26 protein-coding genes are annotated in these 24,294 nt (G+C 72.6%); 15 read left to right on the forward strand and 11 right to left on the reverse strand.

The features are described 5' to 3' along the window. The first annotated feature begins 127 nt into the window (after positions 1 to 127). Positions 128 to 1,180: an NAD-dependent epimerase/dehydratase family protein gene (locus ACWEBX_RS29580; protein WP_451887852.1), complete on the forward strand. Its 1,053-nt coding sequence runs from the start codon at positions 128 to 130 to the stop codon at positions 1,178 to 1,180. A gap of 133 nt (positions 1,181 to 1,313) precedes the next feature. Then, on the forward strand, positions 1,314 to 1,964 hold the full coding sequence (locus ACWEBX_RS29585; protein ID WP_451887853.1) for a DedA family protein: 651 nt from the start codon (positions 1,314 to 1,316) through the stop codon (positions 1,962 to 1,964). Positions 1,965 to 2,041: 77 nt separating this feature from the next. Here the strand turns inward: ACWEBX_RS29585 and ACWEBX_RS29590 are convergent, their stop codons facing one another. Beyond that, positions 2,042 to 2,572, reverse strand: a complete 531-nt coding sequence (locus ACWEBX_RS29590; RefSeq protein WP_382796968.1) for a gamma carbonic anhydrase family protein — start codon at positions 2,570 to 2,572, stop codon at positions 2,042 to 2,044. Between the two features lie 142 nt (positions 2,573 to 2,714). On the opposite strand from ACWEBX_RS29590, the gene ACWEBX_RS29595 reads away from it, so the two are divergent. Continuing rightward, a complete protein-coding gene (locus ACWEBX_RS29595; protein WP_451887854.1) occupies positions 2,715 to 3,533 on the forward strand; it encodes an acyltransferase in 819 nt (272 codons plus the stop codon). Between the two features lie 131 nt (positions 3,534 to 3,664). On the opposite strand, the gene ACWEBX_RS29600 is transcribed toward ACWEBX_RS29595, so the two are convergent. Then, positions 3,665 to 4,522, reverse strand: coding sequence for an EamA family transporter (locus tag ACWEBX_RS29600; protein ID WP_451887855.1), 858 nt, complete (start codon positions 4,520 to 4,522; stop codon positions 3,665 to 3,667). Positions 4,523 to 4,615: 93 nt separating this feature from the next. Here ACWEBX_RS29600 and ACWEBX_RS29605 point away from each other — a divergent pair, with 93 nt between their 5' ends. Together ACWEBX_RS29605 and ACWEBX_RS29610 are read left to right on the forward strand one after the other, a co-directional pair. After that, complete coding sequence (locus ACWEBX_RS29605; protein WP_451887856.1) at positions 4,616 to 5,188, forward strand: helix-turn-helix domain-containing protein; 573 nt, start codon at positions 4,616 to 4,618, stop codon at positions 5,186 to 5,188. A gap of 51 nt (positions 5,189 to 5,239) precedes the next feature. Continuing rightward, complete coding sequence (locus tag ACWEBX_RS29610; protein WP_451887857.1) at positions 5,240 to 5,800, forward strand: YbaK/EbsC family protein; 561 nt, start codon at positions 5,240 to 5,242, stop codon at positions 5,798 to 5,800. A gap of 137 nt (positions 5,801 to 5,937) precedes the next feature. Here ACWEBX_RS29610 and ACWEBX_RS29615 read toward each other — a convergent pair whose 3' ends face one another. Next, positions 5,938 to 7,077, reverse strand: coding sequence for a cation diffusion facilitator family transporter (locus tag ACWEBX_RS29615; RefSeq protein ID WP_451887858.1), 1,140 nt, complete (start codon positions 7,075 to 7,077; stop codon positions 5,938 to 5,940). A gap of 61 nt (positions 7,078 to 7,138) precedes the next feature. Between ACWEBX_RS29615 and ACWEBX_RS29620 the strand changes: the two genes are divergently transcribed. Continuing rightward, on the forward strand, positions 7,139 to 7,498 hold the full coding sequence (locus ACWEBX_RS29620; RefSeq protein WP_451887859.1) for an ArsR/SmtB family transcription factor: 360 nt from the start codon (positions 7,139 to 7,141) through the stop codon (positions 7,496 to 7,498). 21 nt (positions 7,499 to 7,519) lie between these two features. On the opposite strand, the gene ppk2 is transcribed toward ACWEBX_RS29620, so the two are convergent. Together ppk2 and ACWEBX_RS29630 are read right to left on the reverse strand one after the other, a co-directional pair. Next, positions 7,520 to 8,446 (reverse strand): polyphosphate kinase 2, encoded by a 927-nt coding sequence (gene ppk2 / locus ACWEBX_RS29625; protein WP_451887860.1) that lies wholly within the window; start codon positions 8,444 to 8,446, stop codon positions 7,520 to 7,522. A 56-nt stretch (positions 8,447 to 8,502) separates the two neighbouring features. Next, positions 8,503 to 8,730: a hypothetical protein gene (locus ACWEBX_RS29630; RefSeq protein WP_451887861.1), complete on the reverse strand. Its 228-nt coding sequence runs from the start codon at positions 8,728 to 8,730 to the stop codon at positions 8,503 to 8,505. Positions 8,731 to 8,909: 179 nt separating this feature from the next. Here ACWEBX_RS29630 and ACWEBX_RS29635 point away from each other — a divergent pair, with 179 nt between their 5' ends. Continuing rightward, on the forward strand, positions 8,910 to 9,806 hold the full coding sequence (locus tag ACWEBX_RS29635) for an alpha/beta fold hydrolase (protein WP_451887862.1): 897 nt from the start codon (positions 8,910 to 8,912) through the stop codon (positions 9,804 to 9,806). Positions 9,807 to 9,863: 57 nt separating this feature from the next. On the opposite strand, the gene ACWEBX_RS29640 is transcribed toward ACWEBX_RS29635, so the two are convergent. The 3 genes from ACWEBX_RS29640 to ACWEBX_RS29650 all read right to left on the reverse strand — a co-directional run bounded on the left by ACWEBX_RS29640 (position 9,864) and on the right by ACWEBX_RS29650 (position 11,756). Then, positions 9,864 to 10,349 carry an N-acetyltransferase family protein gene (locus ACWEBX_RS29640; protein ID WP_451887863.1) on the reverse strand — a complete coding sequence of 162 codons (486 nt, stop codon included), beginning with the start codon at positions 10,347 to 10,349 and terminating at the stop codon, positions 9,864 to 9,866. Between the two features lie 91 nt (positions 10,350 to 10,440). Continuing rightward, the gene (locus tag ACWEBX_RS29645) at positions 10,441 to 10,848 is read right to left on the reverse strand and encodes a CoA-binding protein (RefSeq protein WP_451887864.1); all 408 of its coding nucleotides are present in this window, start codon (positions 10,846 to 10,848) and stop codon (positions 10,441 to 10,443) included. A 35-nt stretch (positions 10,849 to 10,883) separates the two neighbouring features. Then, positions 10,884 to 11,756, reverse strand: coding sequence for an alpha/beta fold hydrolase (locus ACWEBX_RS29650; RefSeq protein WP_451887876.1), 873 nt, complete (start codon positions 11,754 to 11,756; stop codon positions 10,884 to 10,886). A gap of 280 nt (positions 11,757 to 12,036) precedes the next feature. Between ACWEBX_RS29650 and ACWEBX_RS29655 the strand changes: the two genes are divergently transcribed. From ACWEBX_RS29655 to ACWEBX_RS29675, 5 genes are all read left to right on the forward strand, one after another. After that, positions 12,037 to 12,813 (forward strand): hypothetical protein, encoded by a 777-nt coding sequence (locus ACWEBX_RS29655; RefSeq protein WP_451887865.1) that lies wholly within the window; start codon positions 12,037 to 12,039, stop codon positions 12,811 to 12,813. After that, positions 12,810 to 13,352, forward strand: a complete 543-nt coding sequence (locus tag ACWEBX_RS29660; protein ID WP_451887866.1) for a SixA phosphatase family protein — start codon at positions 12,810 to 12,812, stop codon at positions 13,350 to 13,352. The genes ACWEBX_RS29655 and ACWEBX_RS29660 overlap by 4 nt, the downstream gene beginning before the upstream one ends. Positions 13,353 to 13,768: 416 nt before the next feature. Beyond that, positions 13,769 to 14,395 carry a YigZ family protein gene (locus ACWEBX_RS29665; RefSeq protein WP_451887867.1) on the forward strand — a complete coding sequence of 209 codons (627 nt, stop codon included), beginning with the start codon at positions 13,769 to 13,771 and terminating at the stop codon, positions 14,393 to 14,395. A 109-nt stretch (positions 14,396 to 14,504) separates the two neighbouring features. Continuing rightward, positions 14,505 to 15,668, forward strand: a complete 1,164-nt coding sequence (locus tag ACWEBX_RS29670) for an exonuclease SbcCD subunit D (RefSeq protein ID WP_451887868.1) — start codon at positions 14,505 to 14,507, stop codon at positions 15,666 to 15,668. 55 nt (positions 15,669 to 15,723) lie between these two features. Next, positions 15,724 to 18,720 carry an AAA family ATPase gene (locus ACWEBX_RS29675; RefSeq protein ID WP_451887869.1) on the forward strand — a complete coding sequence of 999 codons (2,997 nt, stop codon included), beginning with the start codon at positions 15,724 to 15,726 and terminating at the stop codon, positions 18,718 to 18,720. A gap of 114 nt (positions 18,721 to 18,834) precedes the next feature. Here the strand turns inward: ACWEBX_RS29675 and ACWEBX_RS29680 are convergent, their stop codons facing one another. After that, positions 18,835 to 19,281: an Lrp/AsnC family transcriptional regulator gene (locus tag ACWEBX_RS29680; protein ID WP_451887870.1), complete on the reverse strand. Its 447-nt coding sequence runs from the start codon at positions 19,279 to 19,281 to the stop codon at positions 18,835 to 18,837. A gap of 186 nt (positions 19,282 to 19,467) precedes the next feature. Here ACWEBX_RS29680 and ACWEBX_RS29685 point away from each other — a divergent pair, with 186 nt between their 5' ends. Together ACWEBX_RS29685 and ACWEBX_RS29690 are read left to right on the forward strand one after the other, a co-directional pair. Beyond that, the gene (locus ACWEBX_RS29685) at positions 19,468 to 19,986 is read left to right on the forward strand and encodes a rhodanese-like domain-containing protein (protein WP_451887871.1); all 519 of its coding nucleotides are present in this window, start codon (positions 19,468 to 19,470) and stop codon (positions 19,984 to 19,986) included. 114 nt (positions 19,987 to 20,100) lie between these two features. Next, entirely contained in the window at positions 20,101 to 20,616 is a 516-nt protein-coding gene (locus ACWEBX_RS29690; RefSeq protein WP_451887872.1) for an immunity 21 family protein, read from the forward strand. A 66-nt stretch (positions 20,617 to 20,682) separates the two neighbouring features. On the opposite strand, the gene ACWEBX_RS29695 is transcribed toward ACWEBX_RS29690, so the two are convergent. Beyond that, on the reverse strand, positions 20,683 to 22,374 hold the full coding sequence (locus tag ACWEBX_RS29695) for a DUF885 domain-containing protein (protein WP_451887873.1): 1,692 nt from the start codon (positions 22,372 to 22,374) through the stop codon (positions 20,683 to 20,685). Positions 22,375 to 22,436: 62 nt separating this feature from the next. Then, positions 22,437 to 22,943: an Lrp/AsnC family transcriptional regulator gene (locus ACWEBX_RS29700; RefSeq protein ID WP_451887874.1), complete on the reverse strand. Its 507-nt coding sequence runs from the start codon at positions 22,941 to 22,943 to the stop codon at positions 22,437 to 22,439. Positions 22,944 to 23,003: 60 nt separating this feature from the next. On the opposite strand from ACWEBX_RS29700, the gene ACWEBX_RS29705 reads away from it, so the two are divergent. Continuing rightward, positions 23,004 to 24,215, forward strand: coding sequence for a trans-sulfuration enzyme family protein (locus ACWEBX_RS29705; protein WP_451887875.1), 1,212 nt, complete (start codon positions 23,004 to 23,006; stop codon positions 24,213 to 24,215). Positions 24,216 to 24,294 lie beyond the last annotated feature (79 nt).

The raw sequence follows: 24,294 nt of genomic DNA on the forward strand, positions 1-24,294 counted from the left end.
CCTCCCCCACGCCTCCGTCCTCGCGCCCGTGTTCCCTCCCGCCCGTCCTGGCCCGACCCTGGCCTTCGGGGGGGGCGCGCGCACCACCCGGAGGCCGGAGCGGGTACCGGGATCGAGGAGTGCGAGCGTGGGCGTACGCGGGCGGGGCGCCGTTCTGGTGACCGGTGGCAGCGGGTTCGTGGGAAGCCATCTGGTGCGGCGGCTGCTGGAACGGGGCTACCGCGTCCACAGCACCGTACGGGCGACCGCGAACGCGGCGAAGGTGCTGCCGCTGCGGGAGATGCAGGAGGACTTTCCCGGGAGGCTCGAGCTGTTCGAGGCCGATCTGCTGGCCGACGGGTCCTTCGACGGGGCGATGCGGGGCTGCCGCGTGGTCTTCCACGTGGCGTCGCCGTTCCTGATGCCGGAGAAGATCAAGGACGGCCACCGGGACATGGTCGACCCCGCCCTGCTCGGCACCCGCAATGTGCTGGGCGCGGTGGAACGGACACCGACGGTCGAGAAGGTGGTCCTCACCTCCACCGTCGGCGCCGTCTTCGGCGACTACATCGACGTCCGGAGCATGGACGGCGGCGTCCTGTCGGAGAAGTACTTCAACACCACCAGCACGGTCGAGAACAACCCGTACCACTACGCGAAGACGCTCGCGGAGCGCGAGGCGTGGGCGGCGGAGGCGGCCCAGGACCGCTGGCGTCTGGTGTCCGTCAACCCCGGTCTGGTCCTCGGTCCGTCCCTCACCCCCGCCTCGGAATCCGGCAGCCTCTTCGTGCTGGACGAACTGTTCAAGGGCTACTTCTTCTACGGCGCACCCGATTTCAGTTTCACCACGGCGGACGTCCGCGAGGTCGCGGACGCGCACATCGCGGCGGCGGAACACGACGGCGCCAAGGGCCGCTACATCGTCGCGGCCGAGACTATGACGTCCTTCCACGACATGGCGCGCGTCATCCGCGCCCGGTACCCCCGATCCCTGCGGCTGCCCCGCACCGCGCTCCCGCACTGGCCGGTCCGCATCCTCGGCCCGGCGTTCGGACTGACCCAGGACTACATCCGCAAACACCTCGGCATCCGGTTCCGCGTGGACAACAGCCGCAGCGTGCGGGAACTGGGGATCACCTACCGCCCGGTCGAGGAGACCCTGCTCGACCACTACGAGAGCTGGAGGCACCGCAGGACGTGACGAGTCCCACGTCCGGGCCGCTGTTCAGAACGACCAGGTAGGCTTCCCGGCGGGCGCTGAGGGGAAGCGCACCTCGGTGATCATGAGAAACGCGGTCGCCCGGTCACGTACACCGAAACGGGAGGAACCGGCGTTGCACGTCCAGGACTGGCTCGAGACGGTGCCGGCGGTCAGTATCTACGCGCTCGTGGCCCTGGTCATCGGCCTGGAGAGCCTGGGCATCCCGTTGCCCGGTGAGATCGTCCTGGTCTCGGCGGCGCTGCTCTCCTCGCAGCACGACGGCATCAACCCCGTCATCCTCGGTGTCTGCGCGAGCCTCGGGGCGATCATCGGCGACTCCATCGGCTACGCCATCGGACGCAAGGGCGGACGCCCGCTGCTCGCCTGGCTCGGCGCGAAGTTCCCCAGACACTTCGGCGAGGCCCATGTCGCCACGGCCGAGCGTTCCTTCCAGAAGTGGGGCATGTGGGCCGTCTTCTTCGGCCGCTTCATCGCCCTGCTGCGCATCTTCGCGGGCCCGCTCGCCGGTGTGCTGCGGATGCCGTACTGGAAGTTCCTGATCGCCAACGTCCTCGGCGGCATCATCTGGGCCGGCGGCACCACCGCCGTCATCTACTACGTCGGCGTCGTCGCCGAGGATTGGCTGAAGCGCTTCTCCTACCTCGGCCTGGTCGCCGCGGCGCTCGTCGGTGTCGCCTCGATGCTGATCGTCCGCCGCAAGGCCAAGAAGGCCGCGGCGGAGCACAGCACGGCGAAGACGGAGCCCGTCCCCGCCGCCGACTAGCGCGGCTGCCCGTACGGTGCCGTGGTGCGAACGCCCGCAAGCGCGGCGCGGGGCCGCTCGGGGCCGCCCGCACGGACCTACTCGTGGATCTCGCGGTGTGCCTTCGCCAGTTCCACGTAGAAGACACCGTTCAGGGAGAGACCCTCGCGCTCCTCGTCGGTCAGCGGGCGCTTGACCTTCGCGGGGACACCCGCGACGAGTGAGCCCGGCGGGACCCGCATCCCCTGCGGCACCAGCGCCTGCGCGGCCACCAGCGAGCCGGCCCCGATCACGGCGCCGTTGAGCACCGTCGCCCCCATGCCGATCAGACAGTCGTCCTCCACGGTGGCGCCGTGCAGCACGGCGTTGTGACCGACGGAGACCCGTTCCCCGACGGTGATCGGGAAACCGGGGTCGACATGCAGACTGCAGTTGTCCTGCACATTGCTGCCGGCGCCGATGACGATCGGACCGCAGTCGGCCCGCAGCACCGCGCCGTACCAGACACTCGCGCCCGCCCCCAGCGTGACGTCTCCGATGACCACGGAGGTCGGGGAGACGAACGCCTCCGGGTCCACCCGCGGATCCTTGCCGCCGATCCCCTTGATCAGCGCCTGATGCGTCGTCACCGTGTCACCGTCTCGTCGTTTCGTGGTCGGGCCTTCCGAGTACACCGGCACCGTATGTCATGGCCCCCGCGTGCCTCCGGTGGGGCGAAGATCACAGGCGCCCGGCCCCGTCCGCATGCCCCGCGCTGAGTACCGTGAGCGGGTGTCCAGGAGCAAGAACACGTTCTCATCATGGCGGCGACGCCTCGCGCAGCGCGCCGTCCACGCGGGCTGGGCCTGGATGCGGCGCGCCGGTACGGTCTCGGCCGAGCAGCCGGGCCGCTTCCGCTTCGGCGCCATCGGGGAGAACACCCGACTGGCCTTCCCGCTGGGCACGGTCTTCGGCGAACCCTGGATCCACCTCGGCTCGTACTGCATCGTCGCCGAGCAGGTCACGCTGACCGCGGGCCTGATGCCCGATCTGGACCTCGGCCCAGACCCGATCCTGCGCATCGGGAACGGCGTGGTGCTCGGCCGCGGCAGCCATGTCATCGCCGACACGACGGTCACGATCGGCGACGACTGCTACTTCGGGCCCTATGTGTACGTCACCTCCACGAACCACTCGTACGACGATCCGCACGAACCCATCGGCAAGCAGTGGCCGCGGATGGAGCCCGTGGAGATCGGGCCCGGCTGCTGGATCGGGACCAACGCCGTGATCCTTCCGGGCGCGCGGATCGGCCGGAACGTCGTGGTCGCCGCGGGTGCGGTGGTACGCGGTGCGGTGCCGGACCACTCCGTCGTCGCCGGAGCCCCCGCGAAGGTCGTCCGGCGGTGGGACCCCGTCTCCGGATGGCAGCCGCCGCTGCGCACACCGCCGCCGGTGCCGATTCCCGACGGGGTGACCCCCGAGCAGTTGCAGGCGCTCTCGGAACTGGACGAGGAGACGATCGCACGGCTCGCGGAGCTGGAGCTCGACCCGCGGGACGCGGCCGAGGACGTGCACGCGCAGTCGGGGGACGTCCGCGCCGAGTCCTGACCGGGAATGACGGACGGGCGACGGACGGGCCGCGACTGCCGAGGCCCGCTCCGGGAGCCGTGGACGGGCCGCCGCCCTGGAGGAGCGTCGTACCCGATGGCGGAAAGCGGCTCGGCCGGTCCGGAACCGGCTCAGCCGGTCGCCAGCAGCACCGTTCCGACCAGGGCCAGCGCCGCTCCCGTGGCCTGCACCCCGCGCAGCCGTTCCCTGAGGACACCGCGCGCGGCCAGGGCCGTGACCACCGGGTAGAGCGAGGCGAGGACGGCGGCGACGGTGACCGGGCCGTGCTGGGCGGCGACGGAGTACGTGCCGTTGGCCGCGACGTCGGCCAGGCCCACGAAGGCGAGCGCGGGCAGGGAGGCCCAGGGGAAGCCGCTCTCGGGAAGGGCCGCGCCGCCGCGCCGGACGGAGACGGCCAGGGCCGCGCCGCCGGTGACGACATTGGTCAGGCGCTGCACGAACAGCGCCAGGAAGAGCCCCGTGACCGACGACGACGCCTCCGCGATCAGCGCGAACACCGTGCCGAAGCCGGCGGCCGCGATCAGGGTCAGGAGGATCGCCTGCCGCTGCACCGGCGCTCCCCGGAGCTGGGGCCCGCCCGCGAGGACGACACCCGCGACGGCGACCGCGATGCCCGCGATCTGGATCAGGCCCGGGCGCTCCCCGAGGAACAGGCCGACGCCGATGGGGACGGCCACGGCCAGTGAGCCGAGCGGCGAGACCACGCCCATCGGCCCGAGCGCGAGCGCCTTGTAGAAGGAGAGCAACGCGACCGGGCCCACCAGGCCCGCGGCGACCGCGAACCACAGCTCCGGTCCCGCCGCGCTCCAGCCGCCGGTGGCCAGCACGATCGCGCCTAGGACCACCGCCGCGATCGACTGGGAGGCGACGACCACCGTGAGCGCGGGCGTGCGCCGGGTCAGCAGACCTCCGCCGAAGTCGGCCAGGCCCCACAGGAGGCTGGTGGCCAGGGCGAAGAGTGCTGTCACGGGGGGCCTCGCAGTACAGTTCGGTGAACGATCAGGTGCATCACACGATAGTTCACCTGATTGAACTCTGTCATTCAAAATATTGGACGGAATGTGTCGGATCTCGACCTGCTGACTCAATCCCTGGCGCGCAATGTGAAGCGCTGGCGCACCGAGCGCGGCTTCACCCTGGAGGCGCTCGCCGCTCGCGCCGGAGTCAGCCGTGGCATGCTCATCCAGATCGAGCAGGCCAGGACCAACCCCAGTCTGGGTACCGTCGTCAAGATCGGTGACGCGCTCGGCGTCAGCATCACCACCCTCCTCGACTACGAGCAGGGGCCCAGGGTCCGGATCGTCCCGGCCGACCAGGCCGTACGCCTGTGGCACACCGACGCGGGCAGCTACAACCGGCTGCTGGCCGGCACGGAGGCGCCCGGCCCGCTGGAGATGTGGGACTGGCGGCTCATGCCGGGCGACGGCAGCCCTTCCGACCCGCACCCCGCCGGCACCGTCGAGCTCGTGCATGTCATCTCGGGCGACCTGACCCTCACCGTGGACGGCGTCGATCACCACGTCCCCGAGGGGGCGAGCGCGTCGTTCGAGGCCGACACCCCGCACACGTACGCCAACCAGGGCGAGATCCCGGTCGAGATGGTCATGGCCGTGTCGGTCCCGCTCGTGCACTGAGGCCCGGCGGCTCCGCGTCGGGCGGGTCCGCGGGGCTGTTAGCGTGCCGTCATGCGCGCACCCATCGGACACTTCGACCACGCCTCCCCGGCCCCCGATCGCCTGGACGAGCTCGTCCGCCCCGTCGCGGACGCGGTGCGCGGGTGGAGCGGCGGCACCCCCGCCGAGCAGATCGTCTACGTCGAGACGAACCCCGAGTGGGCCGACACCGCCGTCTTCGTCGAGCACTACGGCAAGGAGCTGCTCGACACGTCCGCCAACTGCGTGGTCGTCGCGGGCAAGCGGGGCGGCGAGACCACGCTCGCCGCGTGTCTCGTGCTGTCCACCACCCGCGTCGACGTCAACGGCGTCGTACGCCGTCAACTGGGCGCCCGGAAGGCCTCGTTCGCCCCGATGGACCTCGCTACCGGCGAGACCGGCATGGAGTACGGCGGCATCACCCCCGTCGGACTCCCGGGCGACTGGCCGGTGTTGATCGACTCGGCCGTCGTGGAGCTGCCGTACGTGCTGGTGGGCAGCGGCCGCCGAAGCGGCAAACTCCTGGTGCCGGGCAAGGCGTTCGCCGAACTGCCGAACGCCGTGGTGCTGGAGGGACTGGGCATCGCCGGATGACACCCGTCCACCCGTGAGGGGTGCCTGCCCGGCGGGCCCGCTGTCCCTCGTCGGCGAAGCGGGGCCTCCGCCGGGTACGAGATCCGGCCGGGCGGCGTCGGTCGTTCACGCGGGGCCGTCCGGGTGCCGTCGGTCGTTCACACGGCGGCGTGGTGGGCGAGCCCCCGGTGTGGATCCGCTTCACCGGGTGCCCGGGCGGGATCGGCGTGGACCAGAGCGGCGGTCAGCCTCGGTACGGCGTGCAGCAGGGCGTGTTCGGCGTTCACGGAGATGTCGTGGGCGTGCCGCACGGTCGCCTCGCCGTCCACCACGACCGCCACCTCGGCCCGCAGCCTGTGCCCGATCCAGCGCAGCCGTAGTTCCCCCACGTCGCGCACGCCGTCGACCTGCCGCAGCGCCTGCTCGGCCCGGTCCACCAACTCGGGCTCCACGGCGTCCATCACGCGCCGGAAGACCTCCTTGGCGGCGTCGCGCAGCACCAGCAGGATCGCGGCGGTGATCGCCAACCCGACCAGCGGGTCGGCGAGTTGCCACCCGAGGGCCGCACCGCCTGCGCCCGTCAGCACGGCGAGCGAGGTGAATCCGTCCGTACGGGCGTGGAGTCCGTCCGCGACCAGGGCGGCCGAGCCGATCTCACGTCCGACACGAATGCGGTACCGGGCGACCCACTCGTTGCCCGCGAAGCCGATGAGGGCCGCGACCGCGACCGCCGGCAGGTGGCGTACGGGCTGCGGGTCGAGCAGCCGGCCGACCGCCGCCCAGGCCGCGAAGGCGCCGGACGCCGCGATCGTCAGCACGATGACGATGCCCGCCAGGTCCTCTGCCCGCCCGTAGCCGTAGGTGAAGCGCCGGGTCGCCGCTCGGCGGCCCAGGGTGAAGGCGACTGCGAGCGGCAGGGCGGTCAGCGCGTCGGCCGCGTTGTGCACGGCGTCGCCGAGCAGCGCGACCGACGCCGACAGGACGACGACGGCTGCCTGTACCAGCGCCGTTGTGCCGAGGACGGCCAGCGAGACCCACAGCGCCCGCATGCCCCGGGCCGACGCTTCCAGCGCGGAGTCGAGCTTGTCGGCCGTTTCGTGGGAGTGCGGGGTGAGGAGCCGGCGTAGCCGGCCTCTGTGGCCATGGCCATGTTCGTGGTCATGGTGGCTGTGGCGGCGTGGCCGTCCTCCACCGTCCTCGCTCCCGCGGCTCCCGACACCGTGGCCCGTGCTGTGGCCGTTCCCGTGATGGTGGTCGTGGCCGTCGTCCCCGTGGTGATGGTCGTGCCGGTCGTTCACGTGCGTCCCCTTCCGTGCGCGGGAGTGGACGCACCGGCGTCCACGGGGCCATTATGTGCGTATGAGCGCACGCATGCACCTATCACCTGCGCACGATGCGCACCCGCACACCCCCGGCGAGGAACAGTTCGCGCTCGCGGCCGAACTCCTCGCCCTCCTCGCCGATCGCACCCGCCTCACGCTGTTGCACGCCCTGACCGGTGGGGAAGCCGATGTCACGACGCTGACGGAGAGGTGCGGAGCGGCCCGTCCGGCCGTCAGCCAGCACCTGGCCCGGCTCCGTCTCGCCGGGCTCGTGAACACACGGAAGGAAGGACGCCGGGTGGTCTACTCGCTCGGAGACGGTCATCTGCGCCGGGTGGTCGACGAGGCGCTGAGCCTGGCCGACCACCGGCTCTCCGACCGCCCGGCGCACGACTGAGGCCATGCGCGGGCGGGGCTGTCAGCGAGTGAGGGTGCCGTCGTTCGTGACCGCGTGGTCGTGCGTGAAGGGGGTGTCGTCCTCGCCCTCCTCCAGCAAGGTCGCGGCCGCGCCCACGATGCTCGGGTCGGGGCTGCCGACGACCTCCTCGTCCTTGTCGGCGTAGGTGAAGCGGGCCAGGACACTGCGCATGGCCTCGACGCGGGCCCGCTTCTTGTCGTTGCTCTTCACCACGGTCCAGGGCGCCTGCGCGGTGTCCGTCTCGCGGAACATCGCGACCTTGGCCGCCGTGTAGTCGTCCCAGCGGTCCAGCGAGGCCAGGTCCATGGGGCTCAGTTTCCACTGCCGTACGGGGTCGACCTGACGGATCGTGAAGCGGGTGCGCTGCTCACTCTGCGAGACCGAGAACCAGAACTTGACCAGGTCCACGCCGTCGTCGACGAGCATCCGCTCGAAGGCGGGCGCCTGCCGCACGAAGCGCCGGTACTCGCCGTCGGTGCAGAAGCCCATCACCCGCTCCACGCCCGCCCGGTTGTACCAGGACCGGTCGAACATCACGATCTCGCCCGCCGTCGGCAGATGTTCCACGTACCGCTGGAAGTACCACTGCCCGCGCTCCCGCTCGGTCGGCTTCTCCAGCGCCACCACACGGGCGCCGCGCGGGTTGAGATGCTCGGTGAACCGCTTGATCGTGCCGCCCTTGCCCGCCGCGTCGCGCCCCTCGAAGACGACGACGAGCCGTCGGCCGGTCTCCTTGATCCAGCTCTGCAGCTTCAGCAGCTCGATCTGCTGGAGTCGCTTGTGCCACTCGTACTCCTTGCGCTCCATACGCTGCGGGTACGGGTAGTTCTCCCGCCAGGTGTCCACCGGGCTGCCGTCCGGCCGGATCAGTACAGGGTCGTCATGGTCGGTGTAGTCCACCCGCATCCCTGCCAGCAGTTCCGTCATCCGGCCCTCCTCTGCCCGTGGTCCGATTGTCCGTCGATCACGTTGTTCCCGCCGTTTCAGTGGAATAGCGGAACGACCAAATGGATTCCGTACACGGCCGCGCCAAAACGACGACCGTCGCGACGGTTGGTCGGCGGCTTCTCTCGGGCGCGGGTGGTGAGCCGGTACGCGAGGTGGGTGGCCACCGGCGCGGCGATCCCCGCCGCGACCGGCGAGGCCACCGCCGGGATCAGGATCTTCTCGGCCACCTGCGCGGGCACCTTGAGGAACGTGATGTGGTCCATCCCTCGATGGAAGCAATCCGAGGCGTACGGCGGGAGAACCGGAGAAGAAGGCGACGCGAGTCGGAGTCGAGTTGCTCACGCACCCGCGACCGCAATCTCAACCTCGCTACCTCGTACACGGTTTGACGCGCCATCAAACGGCTTGCCCGTGAGGCGTCATGCGGATGACGATGGCCCGCGTGCCCACCTTCATCGCACCCGACGGAACCCGACTCGCCTATCACACAAGGGGCGAGGGCGAACCGCTGCTCTGTCTGCCCGGCGGACCGATGCGCGCCTCCGCGTACTTGGGAGACCTCGGCGGACTGACGCGGCACCGCCGGCTGTACGTGCTCGATCTGCGGGGCACCGGCGACTCGGAACTCCCGGCCGACCCGGCGACGTACCGCTGTGACCGGCAGGTCGCCGACGTCGAGGCCTTCCGCGCGCACCTCGGACTCGACAAGGTCGATCTGCTCGCCCACTCGGCGGGCTGCGACCTCGCGCTCCTCTGGGCCGTCCGCCACCCGGGGCACGTCCGCACCCTCACCATGGTCACCGGACGGGCCCGGGCCCTGGGCATCGACTTCACCCCCGGACACCGTGCGGAGAGCGCGGCGCTGCGCACGGCGGAACCGTGGTTCGAGGGCGCGCACGACGCGTACACGCGGCTGTGGACCGGCACCGCGACGGATGCCGACATGGACGCGGCCGTCCCGTTCTTCTACGGCCGCTGGGACGCGGCGGCGAAGGCCCACGCGGCGGGGGATGCCGATCAGTGCAACGAGGAGGCCGCCGAGCGCTACGCCGGTTCCGGCGCGTTCCGGCCCGACGAGGCCCGCGCCGTCGTGGCGGCCTGGGACGCACGCGTGCTGTTCGTCGCGGGCGAGCTGGACAGCGGACCTCTGCCGCGCGTGGCCGCCGCCGTCGCCGAGCTGTTCTCCCGGGCCGAACTCGCCGTCGTGCCGGGCGCGGCCCATTATCCGTGGCTCGACGACCGGAAGGTCTTCCGCGAGACGATCACGGAGTTCCTCGTCCGGCCGGCCGGGCGCGAGGGCGACCGCGGGGATGATCCGGACCGTGGTCTTCCGGTGTGACGGCCGGGCGGACCGCGGGGCGGACCGCGGGGCGGACCGCCCGGCTCGCGTCGGCGGTCAGCCCCGTCTCAGATCGACCCATTCCGCGGTCTCGCCGGGGAGGACATAGCGCTCGATCTCCTTGAAGCCGTGCCGCCGGGCGAAGCGCAGGCCGTCCTCGTTGGACGCGAGGACCACGGTCTCGATCACCCTGGCCCCCATCGAGCGGGCCTGTTCCAGCCCGCGCGCGTACAGCTCCTCGCCGTAACCACGCCCGCGGTGCTCGGCCAGGACGCGCGCGATGACGGTCGCCGTCGCGCTGTCGCCGGCGGGCGGACGCACGGTCGTGCAGCCCACGAGGACGTCGCCGAGGTAGGCGACCTCCAGGCGGTAGCGGCGGGCGCGCTCGCGCACCTCGTCGAGCGACATCGCCGCGGGCGGGACGATCACATTGTGGACGTGCTGCCAGTCCGCGAGGCGGGTCTCGTCGGCTGGCGCTTCGACGCGAAGGGCGGTGGGCACGTGAGCAGGAAACCGGTGCGGGCCGCACGACGTCAACAGCATTGACTCAGGCCGCCGTCGGACCGCGCCGGATTGCCTGGGACCGCCTCGGACGGCGCCGGACCGCCTCGGACGGTGCGGCAACCCGTCGGCCTCAGCCCAGGCGCGGGATCTCGATGGCCGGGCAGCGGTCCATCACCATGTCGAGTCCCGCGGCACGCGTCCGCTCGTGGGCGGCCTCGTCGATAACGTCGAGCTGGAACCAGACGGCCTTGGCGCCGACGGTGACGGCCTCGTCCGCGATCGGCCCGGCGAGGTCGCTGTTCACGAAGACGTCGACGACGTCGACCTCGAAGGGGATGTCCGCGAGAGAGGCGTACCCCTGTTCCCCGTGGACGGTCTCGGCCTTCGGGTGCACGGGCACGATCCGCTTGCCGTAGCGCTGGAGGACGTCGGCGACACCGTGGGCCGCGCGGCGCCGGTTCGACGAGAGCCCGACGATCGCCCAGGTGTCGCCCGTCTCGGTCAGGATCCTGCGGATCGTCTCTGAGTCGCCGTACACGCTCGGCCTCCAGGGGAATCGGTCGGTGTCTGCGGTCAGTGTGTGCCCATCTCGTCAACAGTGAGCGGAGCGCGCTGATTCCGTCCGCCGTGCGCTCGCAGATGGTCGAGCAGCAGACGGCTCAGCGTCTCGGGTGCCTCCTCCGGGACCCAGTGGCCGAGGTCCGGCAGGATCTCGAACCGGTACGGCCCGTCGACCCAACGGGCGGTCTCCCGCGCGGGGCCCGGCCCGAACGCGGTGTCCCCCGTGCTCCAGACGTACAGCGTGGGCACCTCGACGGCGCCGATCTCGCCTTCGGGACGGCCGGACCGGTACCAGTTCAGCGCCCCGGTCAGGGCGCCCGGCCGGGTCAGATGCCGGACGTAGGCGTCGGCGCTGGCCCGCGGGACCTTCTCCCCGTAGAGCGAGCGGAGCAGCCGGGCGTCGTCGGCCAGCATGCGCCGCTCGGTCGCGGGCGCGTCGCGCCAGTCCTTCATGTACTGGGACCGTGCGCGCTGGTCGTCGTCCGAGCGCAGAGCCTCGGCGAGAGCGCGCGGGTGCGGGGTGGAGACGACCGTCAGGGTGCGTACGCGGCCGGGATGCCCGGCGGCGGTCCACCAGGCCACCGCGCCGCCCCAGTCGTGACCGACCAGGTCGAACGCCGGCCAGCCCAGCTCCTCGGTGATCGCGACGACGTCCGCGACCAGGACACCGATGCGATAGTCCTCGGCCCGCTCCGGGCGGACCCCGGGGGAGTAGCCGCGTTGGTCGGGCGCCACGACGCGGTACCCCTCGGCCGCCAGCGCCGCGATCTGCCGCTGCCAGGCCAGACCCGTCTGCGGGAAACCGTGCAGCAGCAGGACCGGGCGACCGTCGGGCGGACCCGCCACGACGGCGTCGAACACACCGGCGGCGGTGGAGATGCTCATCCCGTTCACGGCTCACTCCTTCATACCGACTGGTCGGTCAGCTTTCCGGTGGCGGAAGCGGATTGTCAAGGCCGCGTCCGCGTCCCGCGCGACGCACGCCCGGTCCCGGCACTCGAGCCCGAACGGACCGTACGGCAAATGCTGTTCAGGGCCGTGGCCGCCCCGCCCGTCGTCGCCGCGGGCCCGGTTCCGGCAGAAGGTCGGGTCCGGCGCGCGGGCGCGTGTCCGGAACGGCCCCCACCTCCCCGCACCCGCCCGCGCGTCCGCCTAGGCTCACCCCGTGCTCCGTATCCTCGACGCCCGAACGGGCGAACCCGTCGACGCCGCCCTCGCCCGCCGCGGTCTCGTCCGCGTCCACGCGCGCCCGCCCGGGTCCGGCATCACGAGCCTGCGCGTGCTCCTGGTCGCCGACGTCCTGGTGCGGGCCCTGGAGATCGGCGGCAACCCGGCCTGGGCGACGCTGACTTCGGCGCCGGATCCGGCGGAGAACGGGGACCGGACGGACCCCGGGAGCCGGGACGCCTCCTGGGGTGAGGCGGGACTCCGGACACGCGCTGCCGAACTCGGGATCCGGCCGTTCGAGGATCACCGGGACACGGAACCGGGACCGGCGGCGACGCGGACCATCGACGTGGTCGCCCAGGGCGCCGAGGCGACGGCCGGGCCACGCGTCGAGGTGGCACCGGTCGACACCGGACACGGTTCCGCCGGCGCACCCGGGGATCCCACCGCGCTACGGCTGGCGCTGCTCGCGCGGCGACGGGATCTGCCGCTGAGCCTCGACGCCGAGGCGCTCACGGAGGCGGAGGACACGCTCAGGCGCTGGCGCGCCGCCGTCGCCGGATGGGCGACGCGGCCCTCCAAGCCGATCCCCGAGGACGTGCGCCTGCGGTTGCGCGCCGCCTGGGAGGACGACCTGGACGTGCTCGCCGTGCTGGACGTGCTGCGCTCGGTGGAGAGCTCCGGCATCCCGGAAGGTGCCCGGTTCGAGACGTACGCCCACGCCGACCGGCTGCTCGGCCTCGAACTCACCCGCGAGATCGGAGCGTCGCTGTGACCGTGCGCGCGGCCGGTGGGCCCAGGCGAAGACTGATCGTCCTGCGGCACGCCAAATCCGCCTGGCCCGACGGGGTGCCCGACCACGAGCGGCCTCTCGCCACGCGCGGCCGTCGTGACGCCCCAGCCGCCGGACGCGCCCTGGCCGAGGCCGACCTGCTGCCGGACCTCGCGCTGTGCTCGACCGCCGTACGTGCCCGGGAGACCTGGGAGTTGGCGGCACGGGAGTGGGGCACTCCGCCGACCGTGCTGCTCGACGGGCGGCTGTACGGGGCAGACGTGCCGGAGTTGCTGGAAGCCGTCCGCGAAGTCCCGGAACATGTACGGACCCTGCTGGTCATCGGGCACAACCCGGGACTGGAGGAACTGGTCCTCGCACTGGCCGGGGACGGCCTCGACGACACGGTGGACCGGGTCCGTGGGAAGTTCCCGACCTCGGCCGTCGCGGTCCTGGTCTGGCACGGCAGCTCCTGGCACGAACTCGGCACCGGGGACGCGCTGTTGACGGACGTGGTCGTGCCGAGGGGCAAGAAGGAGTGAGCCGCGGCCGGGGCTTGCCCCGGCGAACCGTCCGCCGGCCCGGATGCCGGCTCCGTCCTGACCCGGCCGGGCGGGCGCGTCCGCTTCACGACCGTGGTCGCGCATGACGCCCTGTCCCGCCCGCCGGCACCTTCCGCCCGCCGACCGTGTGCGCGGCCGGTGCGTGACAGCGGGCTCGTGCGCAGCCCGCGTATGCCGCGCAGGTCCCCGGCCCACCGCGGTGCGCGGACGGGGTCTGTGACCGTCGGGCTCGGGTGTCGTCCCGGCCCCGGTCCGTGGGGCGCTGTGTGCGGCATGTGGTCGTCCCGGCCTCGCGGCGGTGGGGCGGGTGCGTACGGCATGGCACCGCCGTCCGGCGCGGGGGTCGCCGTCCCGGCCCGTCGGCCGCGCCCGCGCGCAGCGCATACGCTGGCCTGATGCAGGACGAGTACCGCACAGTGGCCCACGCGGGCGTGCACGAGACCGAGGTCAACCGCTCCCGATTCCTGTGCGCCCTCGCCCCGGCCGCCACCGAGCGGGAGGCCCAGGACTTCATCGCCGCGGTCAGGAAGGAACACGCGGACGCCACGCACAACTGCTTCGCGTACGTCATCGGAGCCGACGGCGCGGTGCAGAAGGCGAGCGACGACGGCGAACCGGGCGGCACCGCGGGTGTCCCCATGCTCCAGATGCTGCTGCGCCGCGACATGCGGTACGTCGTCGCCGTCGTCACCCGCTACTACGGCGGGGTCAAGCTGGGCGCCGGCGGACTGATCAGGGCGTACGGCGGCTCCGTGGGTGAGGCGCTGGACGCGATGGGCACGATCACCCGCCGCCGCTTCCGGCTGGCCACGGTGACCGTCGACCATCAGCGGGCCGGCAAGGTGCAGAACGATCTCCGGTCGACCGGCCGCGATGTACGTGATGTGCGTTACGGCGAGGCCGTCGCCATCGAGATCGGGCTGCCGGACGCCGATGTCGAGTCCTTCCGGGCCTGGTTGGCCGACGCGACCGCGGGGACGGCCGGCTTCGAGCTGGGCGGGGAGGCGTACGGAGATGCCTGACATTCCGGGCAATTCCGGATGAAGAGGCGCATGGCCGTGACGGTCAGGGTGGGCCGATACGGGAGTAACCGCCCGTGATGTCAGACCCGGCCGTTACTCTTCGGGGATCATGAGGCTCCTGCACACTTCCGACTGGCATCTGGGCCGGGCGTTCCACCGGGTGAACATGCTCGACGCCCAGTCCCGCTTCATCGGCCATCTCGTCACGACCGCGCGCGAGCGCGACGTGGACGCGGTGGTCGTCTCGGGAGACGTGTACGACCGGGCCGTGCCGCCCCTGGCCGCGGTCCAGCTCTTCGACGACGCCCTGCACCGCCTGGCCGACCTCGGGGTGCCCACGGTGATGATCTCGGGGAACCATGATTCGGCGCGCCGCCTCGGCGTCGGCGCCGGACTCATCGGACGCGCGGGCGTCCATCTGCGCACCGACCCCGCGGGCTGCGGCACCCCGGTGGTGCTGGCCGACGCCCACGGCGACGTCGCCTTCTACGGCCTGCCCTACCTCGAACCCGCCCTGGTGAAGGACGAGTTCGCAGTGGAGAAGGCGGGCCACGAGAGCGTGCTGGCCGCCGCCATGGACCGCGTGCGCGACGACCTCGCCGGCCGCGCGCCGGGCACCCGCTCCGTCGTTCTCGCCCACGCCTTCGTCACCGGCGGCGAGGTGAGCGACAGCGAGCGGGACATCACCGTCGGCGGCGTCGCCTCCGTGCCCGCCGGAGTCTTCGACGGAGTCGACTACACGGCGCTCGGCCATCTCCACGGCAGCCAGACCATCTCCGAGCGCGTCCGCTACTCGGGGTCCCCGCTGCCGTACTCCTTCTCCGAGGCCGACCACCGCAAGACCATGTGGCTCGTGGACCTCGGCCCCGACGGCTCCCTGGCCGCGGAGCGGATCGACTGCCCGGTGCCCCGCCCGCTCGCCCGTCTTCGCGGGCACCTGGAGGACCTGCTCGCCGACCCGGCGCTGGAGCGGCACACGGACGCCTGGGTCGAGGCGACCCTCACCGACCCGGTGCGGCCCGCCGACCCCATGGCGCGGCTGGCCGAGCGGTTCCCGCACACCCTCAGCCTCGTCTTCGACCCCGAACGCTCCCCGCAGACCCCGGGCGTCTCCTACGCCCGCCGGATCGCGGGCCGCAGCGAGGAACAGATCGCCGAGGACTTCGTGGCCCATGTGCGCGGCGTGGGACCCGACGCCCGGGAACAGGCCGTGCTCCGGGACGCGTTCGACGCCGTCCGTGCCGACGAGACCGTACGGGAGACCGCCCGGTGACCGCACGTCCGCCGCACACCCAGGGGGCCACCCGCCCGGAGACCGAGGGAAACCGATGAGGTTGCACCGCCTGGACATCACCGCCTTCGGTCCGTTCGGCGGTGCCCAGCGCGTCGACTTCGACGAACTGTCCGCCGCCGGACTCTTCCTGCTGCACGGACCCACGGGCGCCGGCAAGACCTCCGTCCTCGACGCCGTCTGCTACGCGCTGTACGGAGCGGTTCCCGGCGCCCGGCAGAGCGGTCAGGGCCTCGGACTGCGCAGCGACCACGCGGCGCCCGACACCCGCACCGAGATCCGCCTCGAACTCAGCGTCGCCGGACGCCGGCTGGAAGTCACCCGGCAGCCGCCCTGGGAGCGCCCCAAGTTGCGCGGCAAGGGCATGACCACCGAGAAGGCCCAGAGCTGGCTGCGCGAGTACGACTCCACGGCCGGCTCCTGGAAGGACCTCAGCCGCTCCCACCAGGAGATCGGCGAGGAGATCACCCAGCTCCTCGGTATGAGCCGCGAGCAGTTCTGCCAGGTCGTACTGCTGCCCCAGGGCGACTTCGCGCGCTTCCTGCGGGCCGACGCCGAGGCCCGCGGCAAACTCCTCGGCAGGCTCTTCGACACCCACCGCTTCGCCGAGGTCGAAAAGCGCCTCGCCGAGCGGCGCCGCGCCGCCGAGGCCGAAGTGCGCGCCGCGGACACCGCGTTGCTGGCCGACGCGCACCGCATGCAGCAGGCGGCCGGGCGCGTCGTCGAGGAACCACTGCCCGACCTCGCACCCGGCGACCCGGGCCTCGCCGAGTCGGTCCTCGCCTGGGCCGCGGTCGCCCGCAGCACCGCGCGTGAGGCCCTGACCGTCGCCCACTACGCCCGAGGGGCCGCGGAATCGGCGCAGGCCGCGGCCGACCACGTGCTCGACGACGTACGCGAAGTGGACCGGCTGCAGCGCCGGTTCACCGAGGCGCAGGAACGGGCCGCACGACTGGAGCAGCGCGCCGACGCCCACCACGCCGACCGGACGCGCATGGAACGAGCGCGCAAGGCCGAGGCCGTGGCCCCCGCACTCGACCTGCGCGACGCCGCCGAGGCGGAGCACCGGCGCGCGTCCGCCGAGGAGACCCGCGCGCGTGCCGCCCTGCCCGAGACGTTCGCCGGTGCCGGAGCGCCCGGTCTCGCGGCCGCCGCGCGCAAGGCCGCCGAGGAACTGGGCGGCCTGGAGTCGGCACGCCGCGCCGAGCGGCGCCTCGGTGAACTCGGGTCGGAACGCGCCTCCTTGGACCGCCAAGAACGCGCCGACGAGGATGTCCTCCAGGACGCCGAGGGCTGGCTCGCCGACTGGGAGGAGACCCACGCGGGCGTCGAGGCTCGGGTCGACTCCGCGCAGGAGGCCGCGGCGCGCGCCGAACAGCTCGCCCTTCAGCGCGAACCGGCCGTCAAGCGGCTCGCCGCGGCCCGGCTGCGCGACGAGCTGGCCCGGGACACCGAGGCCGCGCACGCCCGGAGTCTGGCCGCGCGCGAGCGGGCCACGCAGGCGCACGCCCACTGGCTCGACCTGAAGGAACAGCGCCTCCAGGGCATCGCCGCCGAACTCGCCGCCGGTCTGGTGGACGGCGAGTCCTGCGCGGTGTGCGGTGCCACCGAACACCCGGCGCCCGCCCGGAAGATCGCCGGCCATGTCGACCGTGAGACGGAGGAGCGCGCTCTCGCCGCCCACCGAAGCGCCGACGAGCAGCGTGCCGAGGCGGAGCGCCGCCTCGGCGTCGTCCGCGAGGCGCTGGCCGCCGCGACCGCCGAGGCTGGCGACGCACCGACCCGGCAACTCGAGGAGCGGGCCGAGGAGTTGGAGCGCCTGCACACCGAGGCCCGGACCGTGGCCTCCGGACTGCACGCCGCGCGCGAGGCCCGTGAGCAGGCCGAGCGGGAACACGAACGGCGGCTGACCGCCCAGCACGAGGCCGCCCGCCGCGTGGCCGCGCGGACCTCGCACCGCGATTCCCTCGACCGCGAGAAGGTGTCACTGGAAGGGGAGTTGGAGCAGGCGCGGGGCGCGGCCGGGAGTGTGTCCGAGCGGGCCACGCAGTTGGAGCGGCGGGTCGCGCTGCTCACCGAGGCCGCGGACGGCGTCCGGGTGGCGGAGGACATCGCGCGGCGCCTGAAGGACGCCGACGCGCGTCTCGCCGACGCGGCCTTCCGTGCCGGTTTCGAGACCCCGCGGGCGGCGGCCGCCGCGATGCTCGACGACGTGGCCCACCGTGATCTGCAACGGCAGCTCGACGCCTGGCAGTTGGAGGAGTCCTCGGTGCGCGCCGTGCTCGCCGAGGCGGACACCACGGCCGCCGCGCGGCGCCCTCCCGTCGACCTGCCGGCCGCCGAGCGGGCGGCCGAGTTCGCCGCCCGACGGCTGCGGGACACCGCGTCGGCGCGGGACGCGGCGGCCCGGCGCTGCACCGAGCTGGACGCGCTCTCCACCCGTGCGACCGGAGGAGCCCGCCGGCTCGCCCCGCTGCGCGAGGAGTACGAGCGCGTGGCCCGCCTCGCCGGTCTCGCGGCCGGTACCTCGGCGGACAACGAACGCAGGATGCGTCTGGAGGCGTACGTCCTCGCCGCCCGGCTGGAGCAGGTCGCCGCCGCCGCGACGGTCCGTCTCCAGCGGATGTCGTCGGGGCGCTACACCTTGGTGCACTCCGACGACCGGGCGGGCCGCGGACGCAGCGGGCTCGGACTGCATGTCGTGGACGCCTGGACCGGACGCGAGCGCGACACGGCGACGCTTTCCGGCGGCGAGACCTTCTTCGCCTCCCTCGCCCTCGCCCTCGGTCTCGCGGACGTGGTCACCGACGAGGCCGGCGGGGTGCGGCTGGACACGCTCTTCATCGACGAGGGCTTCGGAAGCCTCGACGACCAGACCCTCGACGAGGTGCTCGACGTCCTCGACTCGCTGCGGGAACGCGACCGCAGCGTCGGCATCGTCAGCCACGTCGGTGACCTGCGCCGCCGCATCCACGCCCAGCTCGAGGTCGTGAAGGGGAGAACGGGATCGGTCGTGCGGCAGCGGGGCGCGTGATCGTCGGCGGCGGCGGTCCCGGGGCAACGCTGTCCCGGCCGTCGGTGTTCCGACCGTTGCTGTCCGGGCCGCCGGTATTCCGGCCGTCGCCGTCCCGGCCGTGACCGGGGCGGTCTAGTGGCCCAGCGGTCGGCGCGGCAGGGGTGAGGAGTAGACGACGCTCGTCGTCACGGACCCGAGCGTGCCGATCTTGCCCGACACCGTCTCCAGATGGCCCATCGACCGGGCGGCGACCTTGATGACGAAGCAGTCGTCGCCCGTGACGTGGTGCGCCTCGAGGATCTCGGGTGTCACCTCGACGAGATCGTGGAACGGCTTGTAGTTGCCGTTCGGGTATCTGAGCCGGACGAACGCCAGGATCGGCAGCCCCAGGCTCTCGGGGTCGACGACGGCCGCGTACCCCTGGATGACACCCGCCTCCTCCAGGCGGCGCACCCGCTCGGTGACCGCGCTCGGTGACATGGAGACGGCCCGTGCCAGCTCGGCGAAGCTGGACCGGCCCTCGCGCTGGAGGACGTCGAGGATGCGCCAGTCGGTGGCGTCCGGGGAATACGCGGTCATCCCCGATGAATACCAGGAGAATCCCCGGCCGATCAACAGCACTGCCGTGGATCACCACTTCAGGACGCGGGCCGGGCCCCGTAGATTTCTGGTCGGAAAGTCCCGCGGGGTGAGGTGCGGAGGAAGCACCGGGGTGGCAAGGGCGGCATCCGTCCTGCGGGGCCACGGTTCAAGAAAGGCCAGGCCATGACTGCGACTGCCGAAGGCATCACGACGAACACCGTGACCGGATCCACGGCGACGACGAACGCCGTCCTGCGGGTGCCGCCGGCGTCACCGGCCGCGGCCGCCGCCCACTTCGGCGCGAGCCTCGCGTTCCACGCGGACGTGTCCGACGTGGCGGCGGCCCTCGCGGCCGGCGGCGACCCCGGGTTCGTCGTTCTCGACTCCCGCTCCACCGCGTCGTGGGACCAGGGGCACATCCCCGGCGCGGTCCACCTGCCCACCGCGCTCATCCCCGGGCAGGCCGAACGGCTTCTGGACAAGTCGGTGCCGGTCGTCACCTATTGCTGGGGACCCGGATGCAACGGCGCGACCCGCGCCGCGCTCGCCCTCGCCGAGCTCGGCTTCCAGGTCAAGGAGATGCTCGGCGGCTTCGAGTACTGGGCGCGCGAGGGCTTCGAGTTCGAGACCTGGCAGGGCCGTGAGCGCCGCGCCGAGGACCCGTTGACGGCACCCGTGGACGCGGAGGACTGCGGCTGCTGACCCGGGCGGGGGCGGACCGAAGGCGTCGGCCCCCGTGTTCCGCCGGTGTCCGGATTCCGTTTCCCGGGACCGCCTGCCCTACGGGGGCGGACGCGTGCCGTGTAACTTCTGCGCATGCCAAGATACGCGGACCCCGGTGCGGTGCAGTGGGTGGAGTCGGGCGGCGGACCCCTCATAGCGATACCGGAGACGGTGCTCCCGTTCTGGTCGGGGGCCGACGGCGACGACATGTCCTGCGACTACGACCGGGCCTGTGACGTCGACGGATACATCGGACTCCTGCCCGTGGGCGACACCAGGGCCCTGGTCCTCGGCGACGATCCCGCCGCGACCGCCTACCTCCCCGAGCACGGCGCCTTCGTCCGCTGGTGCGCCGCCGATTCCGAGGACGAACTCCGCGCCCTCGTCCCGGCGGCGCTGTCGCAGGCCCGGTGGGAGCAGGAAGCGGAATGGACCGTGCCCGGCCCCGTCGTCCTGTTCGACGCCGCCTGGACCGGCACCGCCTCCGGAAGCACGGATCACCTGCGGGTGATGCTCGAACCGGGCCGGTACGGGGTCCGCGCGGCCCGCGTCGAACCGGGACCCGAGACGTGGATCGGACTCGTACAACTGCGTCGCCTGACACCCTGACGCCCTGACGCCGAGCAACCCCGGTGATGCGCGCGACGGCCGGGAGCCGGCCGCCGCGCGGGGCCGTCAGAGCCGGGAGAGCTCGTCCACCAGGTCGTCCAGGCCCAGGGAACCCTGGGACAGGGCGGCCATGTGCCAGGCCTTGGCGTCGAACGCGTCACCGTGGCGCTTCTTCGCGTTCGCACGGCCCAGCAGCCAGGCGCGTTCGCCGAGCTTGTAGCCGATGGCCTGGCCGGGCATCGTGAGGTAGCGGGTCAGCTCGCTCTCCACGAAGTCGGCCGGCCGGCTGCTGTGCGCGCCGAAGAACTCCTGCGCCAGGTCCGGAGTCCACCGCTCGCCCGGGTGGAACGGGGAGTCGGCGGGGATCTCCAGCTCCAGGTGCATGCCGATGTCGACGATGACCCGGGCGGCCCGCATCATCTGCGCGTCGAGATAGCCGAGCCGCTGCTCCGCGTCGGTGAGGAAGCCGAGCTCGTCCATCAGCCGCTCCGCGTACAGGGCCCAGCCCTCGCAGTTGGCGCTGACCTGGCCGACGGTGGCCTGGTAGCGGGACAGGTCGTCGACGACGTACGCCCATTGCGCGAGCTGGAGGTGATGACCGGGCACGCCCTCGTGGTACCAGGTCGAGACGAGATCGTAGACGGGGAAGCGGGTCTGCCCCATCGTGGGCAGCCAGGTGCGGCCCGGCCGCGAGAAGTCCTGCGAAGGTGCGGTGTAGTACGGGGCCGCCGCTCCACCGGGCGGCGCGATGCGGGACTCCACCTTCCGCACCGGCTCGGCGAGTTCGAAGTGCGTGCCGTCCAGGGCGGCGATCGCCTCGTCCATCAGCCCCTGGAGCCACTGCTGGACCTCGTCGACGCCCTCGATGTGCCGGCCGTGCTCGTCGAGGTGCGCGAGGGCGACCCAGGGGGTGGCCGCGCCGGGCAGGATCTTCTCGGCTTCGGTCCGCATCTCGGCCAGGAGCCGGTGGTACTCGGCCCAGCCGTACGCGTACGCCTCGTCGAGGTCGAGATCCGTGCCGTTGAAGTAGCGCGCCAGCCGTGCGTACCGCTCGTGGCCCACGGTGTCCGGCGCCCCCTCGATCGTGGGCGCGTACACGTCGCGCATCCAGTCCCGCAGGGCGATCACGGCCTCCGTCGCGGTGCGCGCCGCCGCGTCCAGCTCCTCGCGTGCGGAGTCCGGGCCCGCCGACACGAAGTCCTCGAACCAGCCGAGGCCCTGTCCGTCGGTGTCCGACCACTCCGTGAGCTGTTCGATGAACGTCGCGGTCGGCCGCGGCCCCGCGTACAGCTTGCGGTCGAGCCCCAGCGCGAGGGACTCGCGGTAGCCGGCGAGCGCGTCCGGCACCGCGCGCAGCCGCTCCGCGACCGTGGCCCAGTCCTCGTCGGTCTCCGTCGGTGTCAGGGTGAAGACCTGCCGGACCGAGTGCACCGGTGTGTGCAGATTGCCGACCGCCCGCAGGCCCTCGCCGGCCTCGTGGACCGCGAGCGCGGCGGTGAGCCGTTCACGCAGCAGCCGGGCACAACGGCGTTCGATGTCACGTTCCGCGCCCGGCCGCCGCTCCGCCTCCTCCAGCCGCGCGAGGGTCACCCGTGCCAGCTCGGCGACGGCCTCCTGGCCCGCGGGCGAGTTGTCGGGAAGCCTGCCGTGGCTCTCCTTCACACCGAGATAGGTACCGAGAACCGGGTCGAGGGCGATGAGGTCGTCGACGTACGCGTCGGCGACCTCGCGGGGCAGCGGGTTCTTCGTCTCTGACATGCGCACATCCTCATACGGGCATGGGCGCCGCGTCAGCCCGCTCAACCGGGCCTTTCGCCGCATCAGCCGGATTTGGCCGGGGACGGTGTGCCCGGCGCGGCCGGCGGCAGCAGAGGACCGCAGTCCCACTGCTGGAATATCAGCCGCGTCTCGACCCGTGCCACCTCACGCTGCGAGGTGAACTCGTCGAGCACCAGCCGCTGCAGATCCGCCATGTCCGCGACCGCGACATGCACGAGATAGTCGTCGGGGCCGGTCAGATGGAAGACGCTCCGCGACTCCGGCAGCAGCCGGATCCGGTCGACGAAGGGCCCCACCAGCTCCCTGCGGTGCGGCCGGACCTGTACGGACAGCAACGCCTCCAGACCCCGTCCGAGCTTCGCCGGGTCCAGCCGTAGCTGATGGCCGAGAATGACTCCAGCCCGGCGCAGCCGGGTCACCCGGTCGAGACAGGTCGACGGCGCGACGCCGACCTGAGCCGCGAGATCGCGGTAGGTCGTCCGTGCGTCGTTCTGCAGCAGCCGCAACAGATGAAGATCCACCGGATCGAGTACGACAGAATCGGCCATGGCGCGAACGTAACACGGGATGCGCCGCCGAAAGCCCGCCCGGTGTTCAGGCTTCGGCGCATGGACTCCGTTGTGTACGACACGCAGGGCGCGCAGGACGCGCAGGACGACCTGAGCCGAAGCGGCCGGGTCAACGCGGCTCCGGCCAGGGCACTCGCCACGGAAGCCGTGCACGCCGGCCGGGAGGATCTGGCGGCCCTGGGACTGCACGCGGCCCCGATCGACCTGTCCACCACGTACCCCTCGTACGACAGCCGCGGCGAGGCCGCCCGGATCGACGCCTTCGCGGCCGACGGCGCCGAACCCGAGGGCCCGCCCGTCTACGCCCGCCTCGGCAATCCGACCGTCGCCCGCTTCGAGACCGCCCTCGCGCGCCTCGAAGGCACCGAGAGCGCGGTCGCCTTCGCGAGCGGCATGGCCGCGCTGAGCGCCGTCCTCCTCGTACGCAACGCGATGGGCCTGCGCCATGTCGTCGCCGTCCGTCCGCTGTACGGCTGCAGCGACCACCTCCTGACGGCTGGGCTGCTCGGCACCGAGGTCACCTGGGTCGACCCGGCCGGGATCGCCGACGCGCTGCGGCCCGACACCGGCCTCGTGATGGTCGAGTCCCCGGCCAACCCGACGCTCGCCGAACTCGACCTCCGGGCCGTGGCGCACTCCTGCGGGACCGTCCCGCTCCTCGCGGACAACACCTTCGCCACCCCTGTGCTGCAGCGCCCCGCCGAACACGGCGCGCGTCTGGTCCTGCACAGCGCCACGAAGTACCTGGGCGGCCACGGGGACGTGATGGCCGGCGTGGTCGCGTGCGACGAGGACTTTGCGCGCAAGCTGCGCCAGGTGCGGTTCGCGACGGGAGGCGTCCTGCATCCGCTGGCCGGCTATCTGCTGCTGCGCGGCCTGTCGACCCTGCCCGTCCGGGTCAGGGCCGCGTCCTCGAACGCCGCCGAGCTCGCCCGGCGGCTCGCCGACGATCCCAGAGTCGCCCGCGTCCACTACCCGCGGATCGGCGGAGCCATGATCGCCTTCGAGGTGCACGGCGACCCGCACGACGTCATCGCCGGAGTCCGGCTGATCACTCCCGCCGTGAGCCTGGGCAGTGTCGACAGCCTCATCCAGCACCCGGCCTCGATAAGCCACCGCATCGTCCCCACGGCGGACCGCCGCGACGCGGGCGTCAGCGACCGCCTGCTGCGCATGTCGGTGGGCCTGGAGGACGTGGACGACCTGTGGTCCGACCTGGACTCGGCCCTGGGGTTCCGCGGCGGGGAGTGAAGACCGGGGGAACGGGGGGAGGGAGGCCGCGCCCCAGGGGAGCCCGATCGGGTAGCCCGGCGCGGGCGGCAGCCCGCCG

Source organism: Streptomyces sp. NPDC005070, from assembly GCF_053600395.1.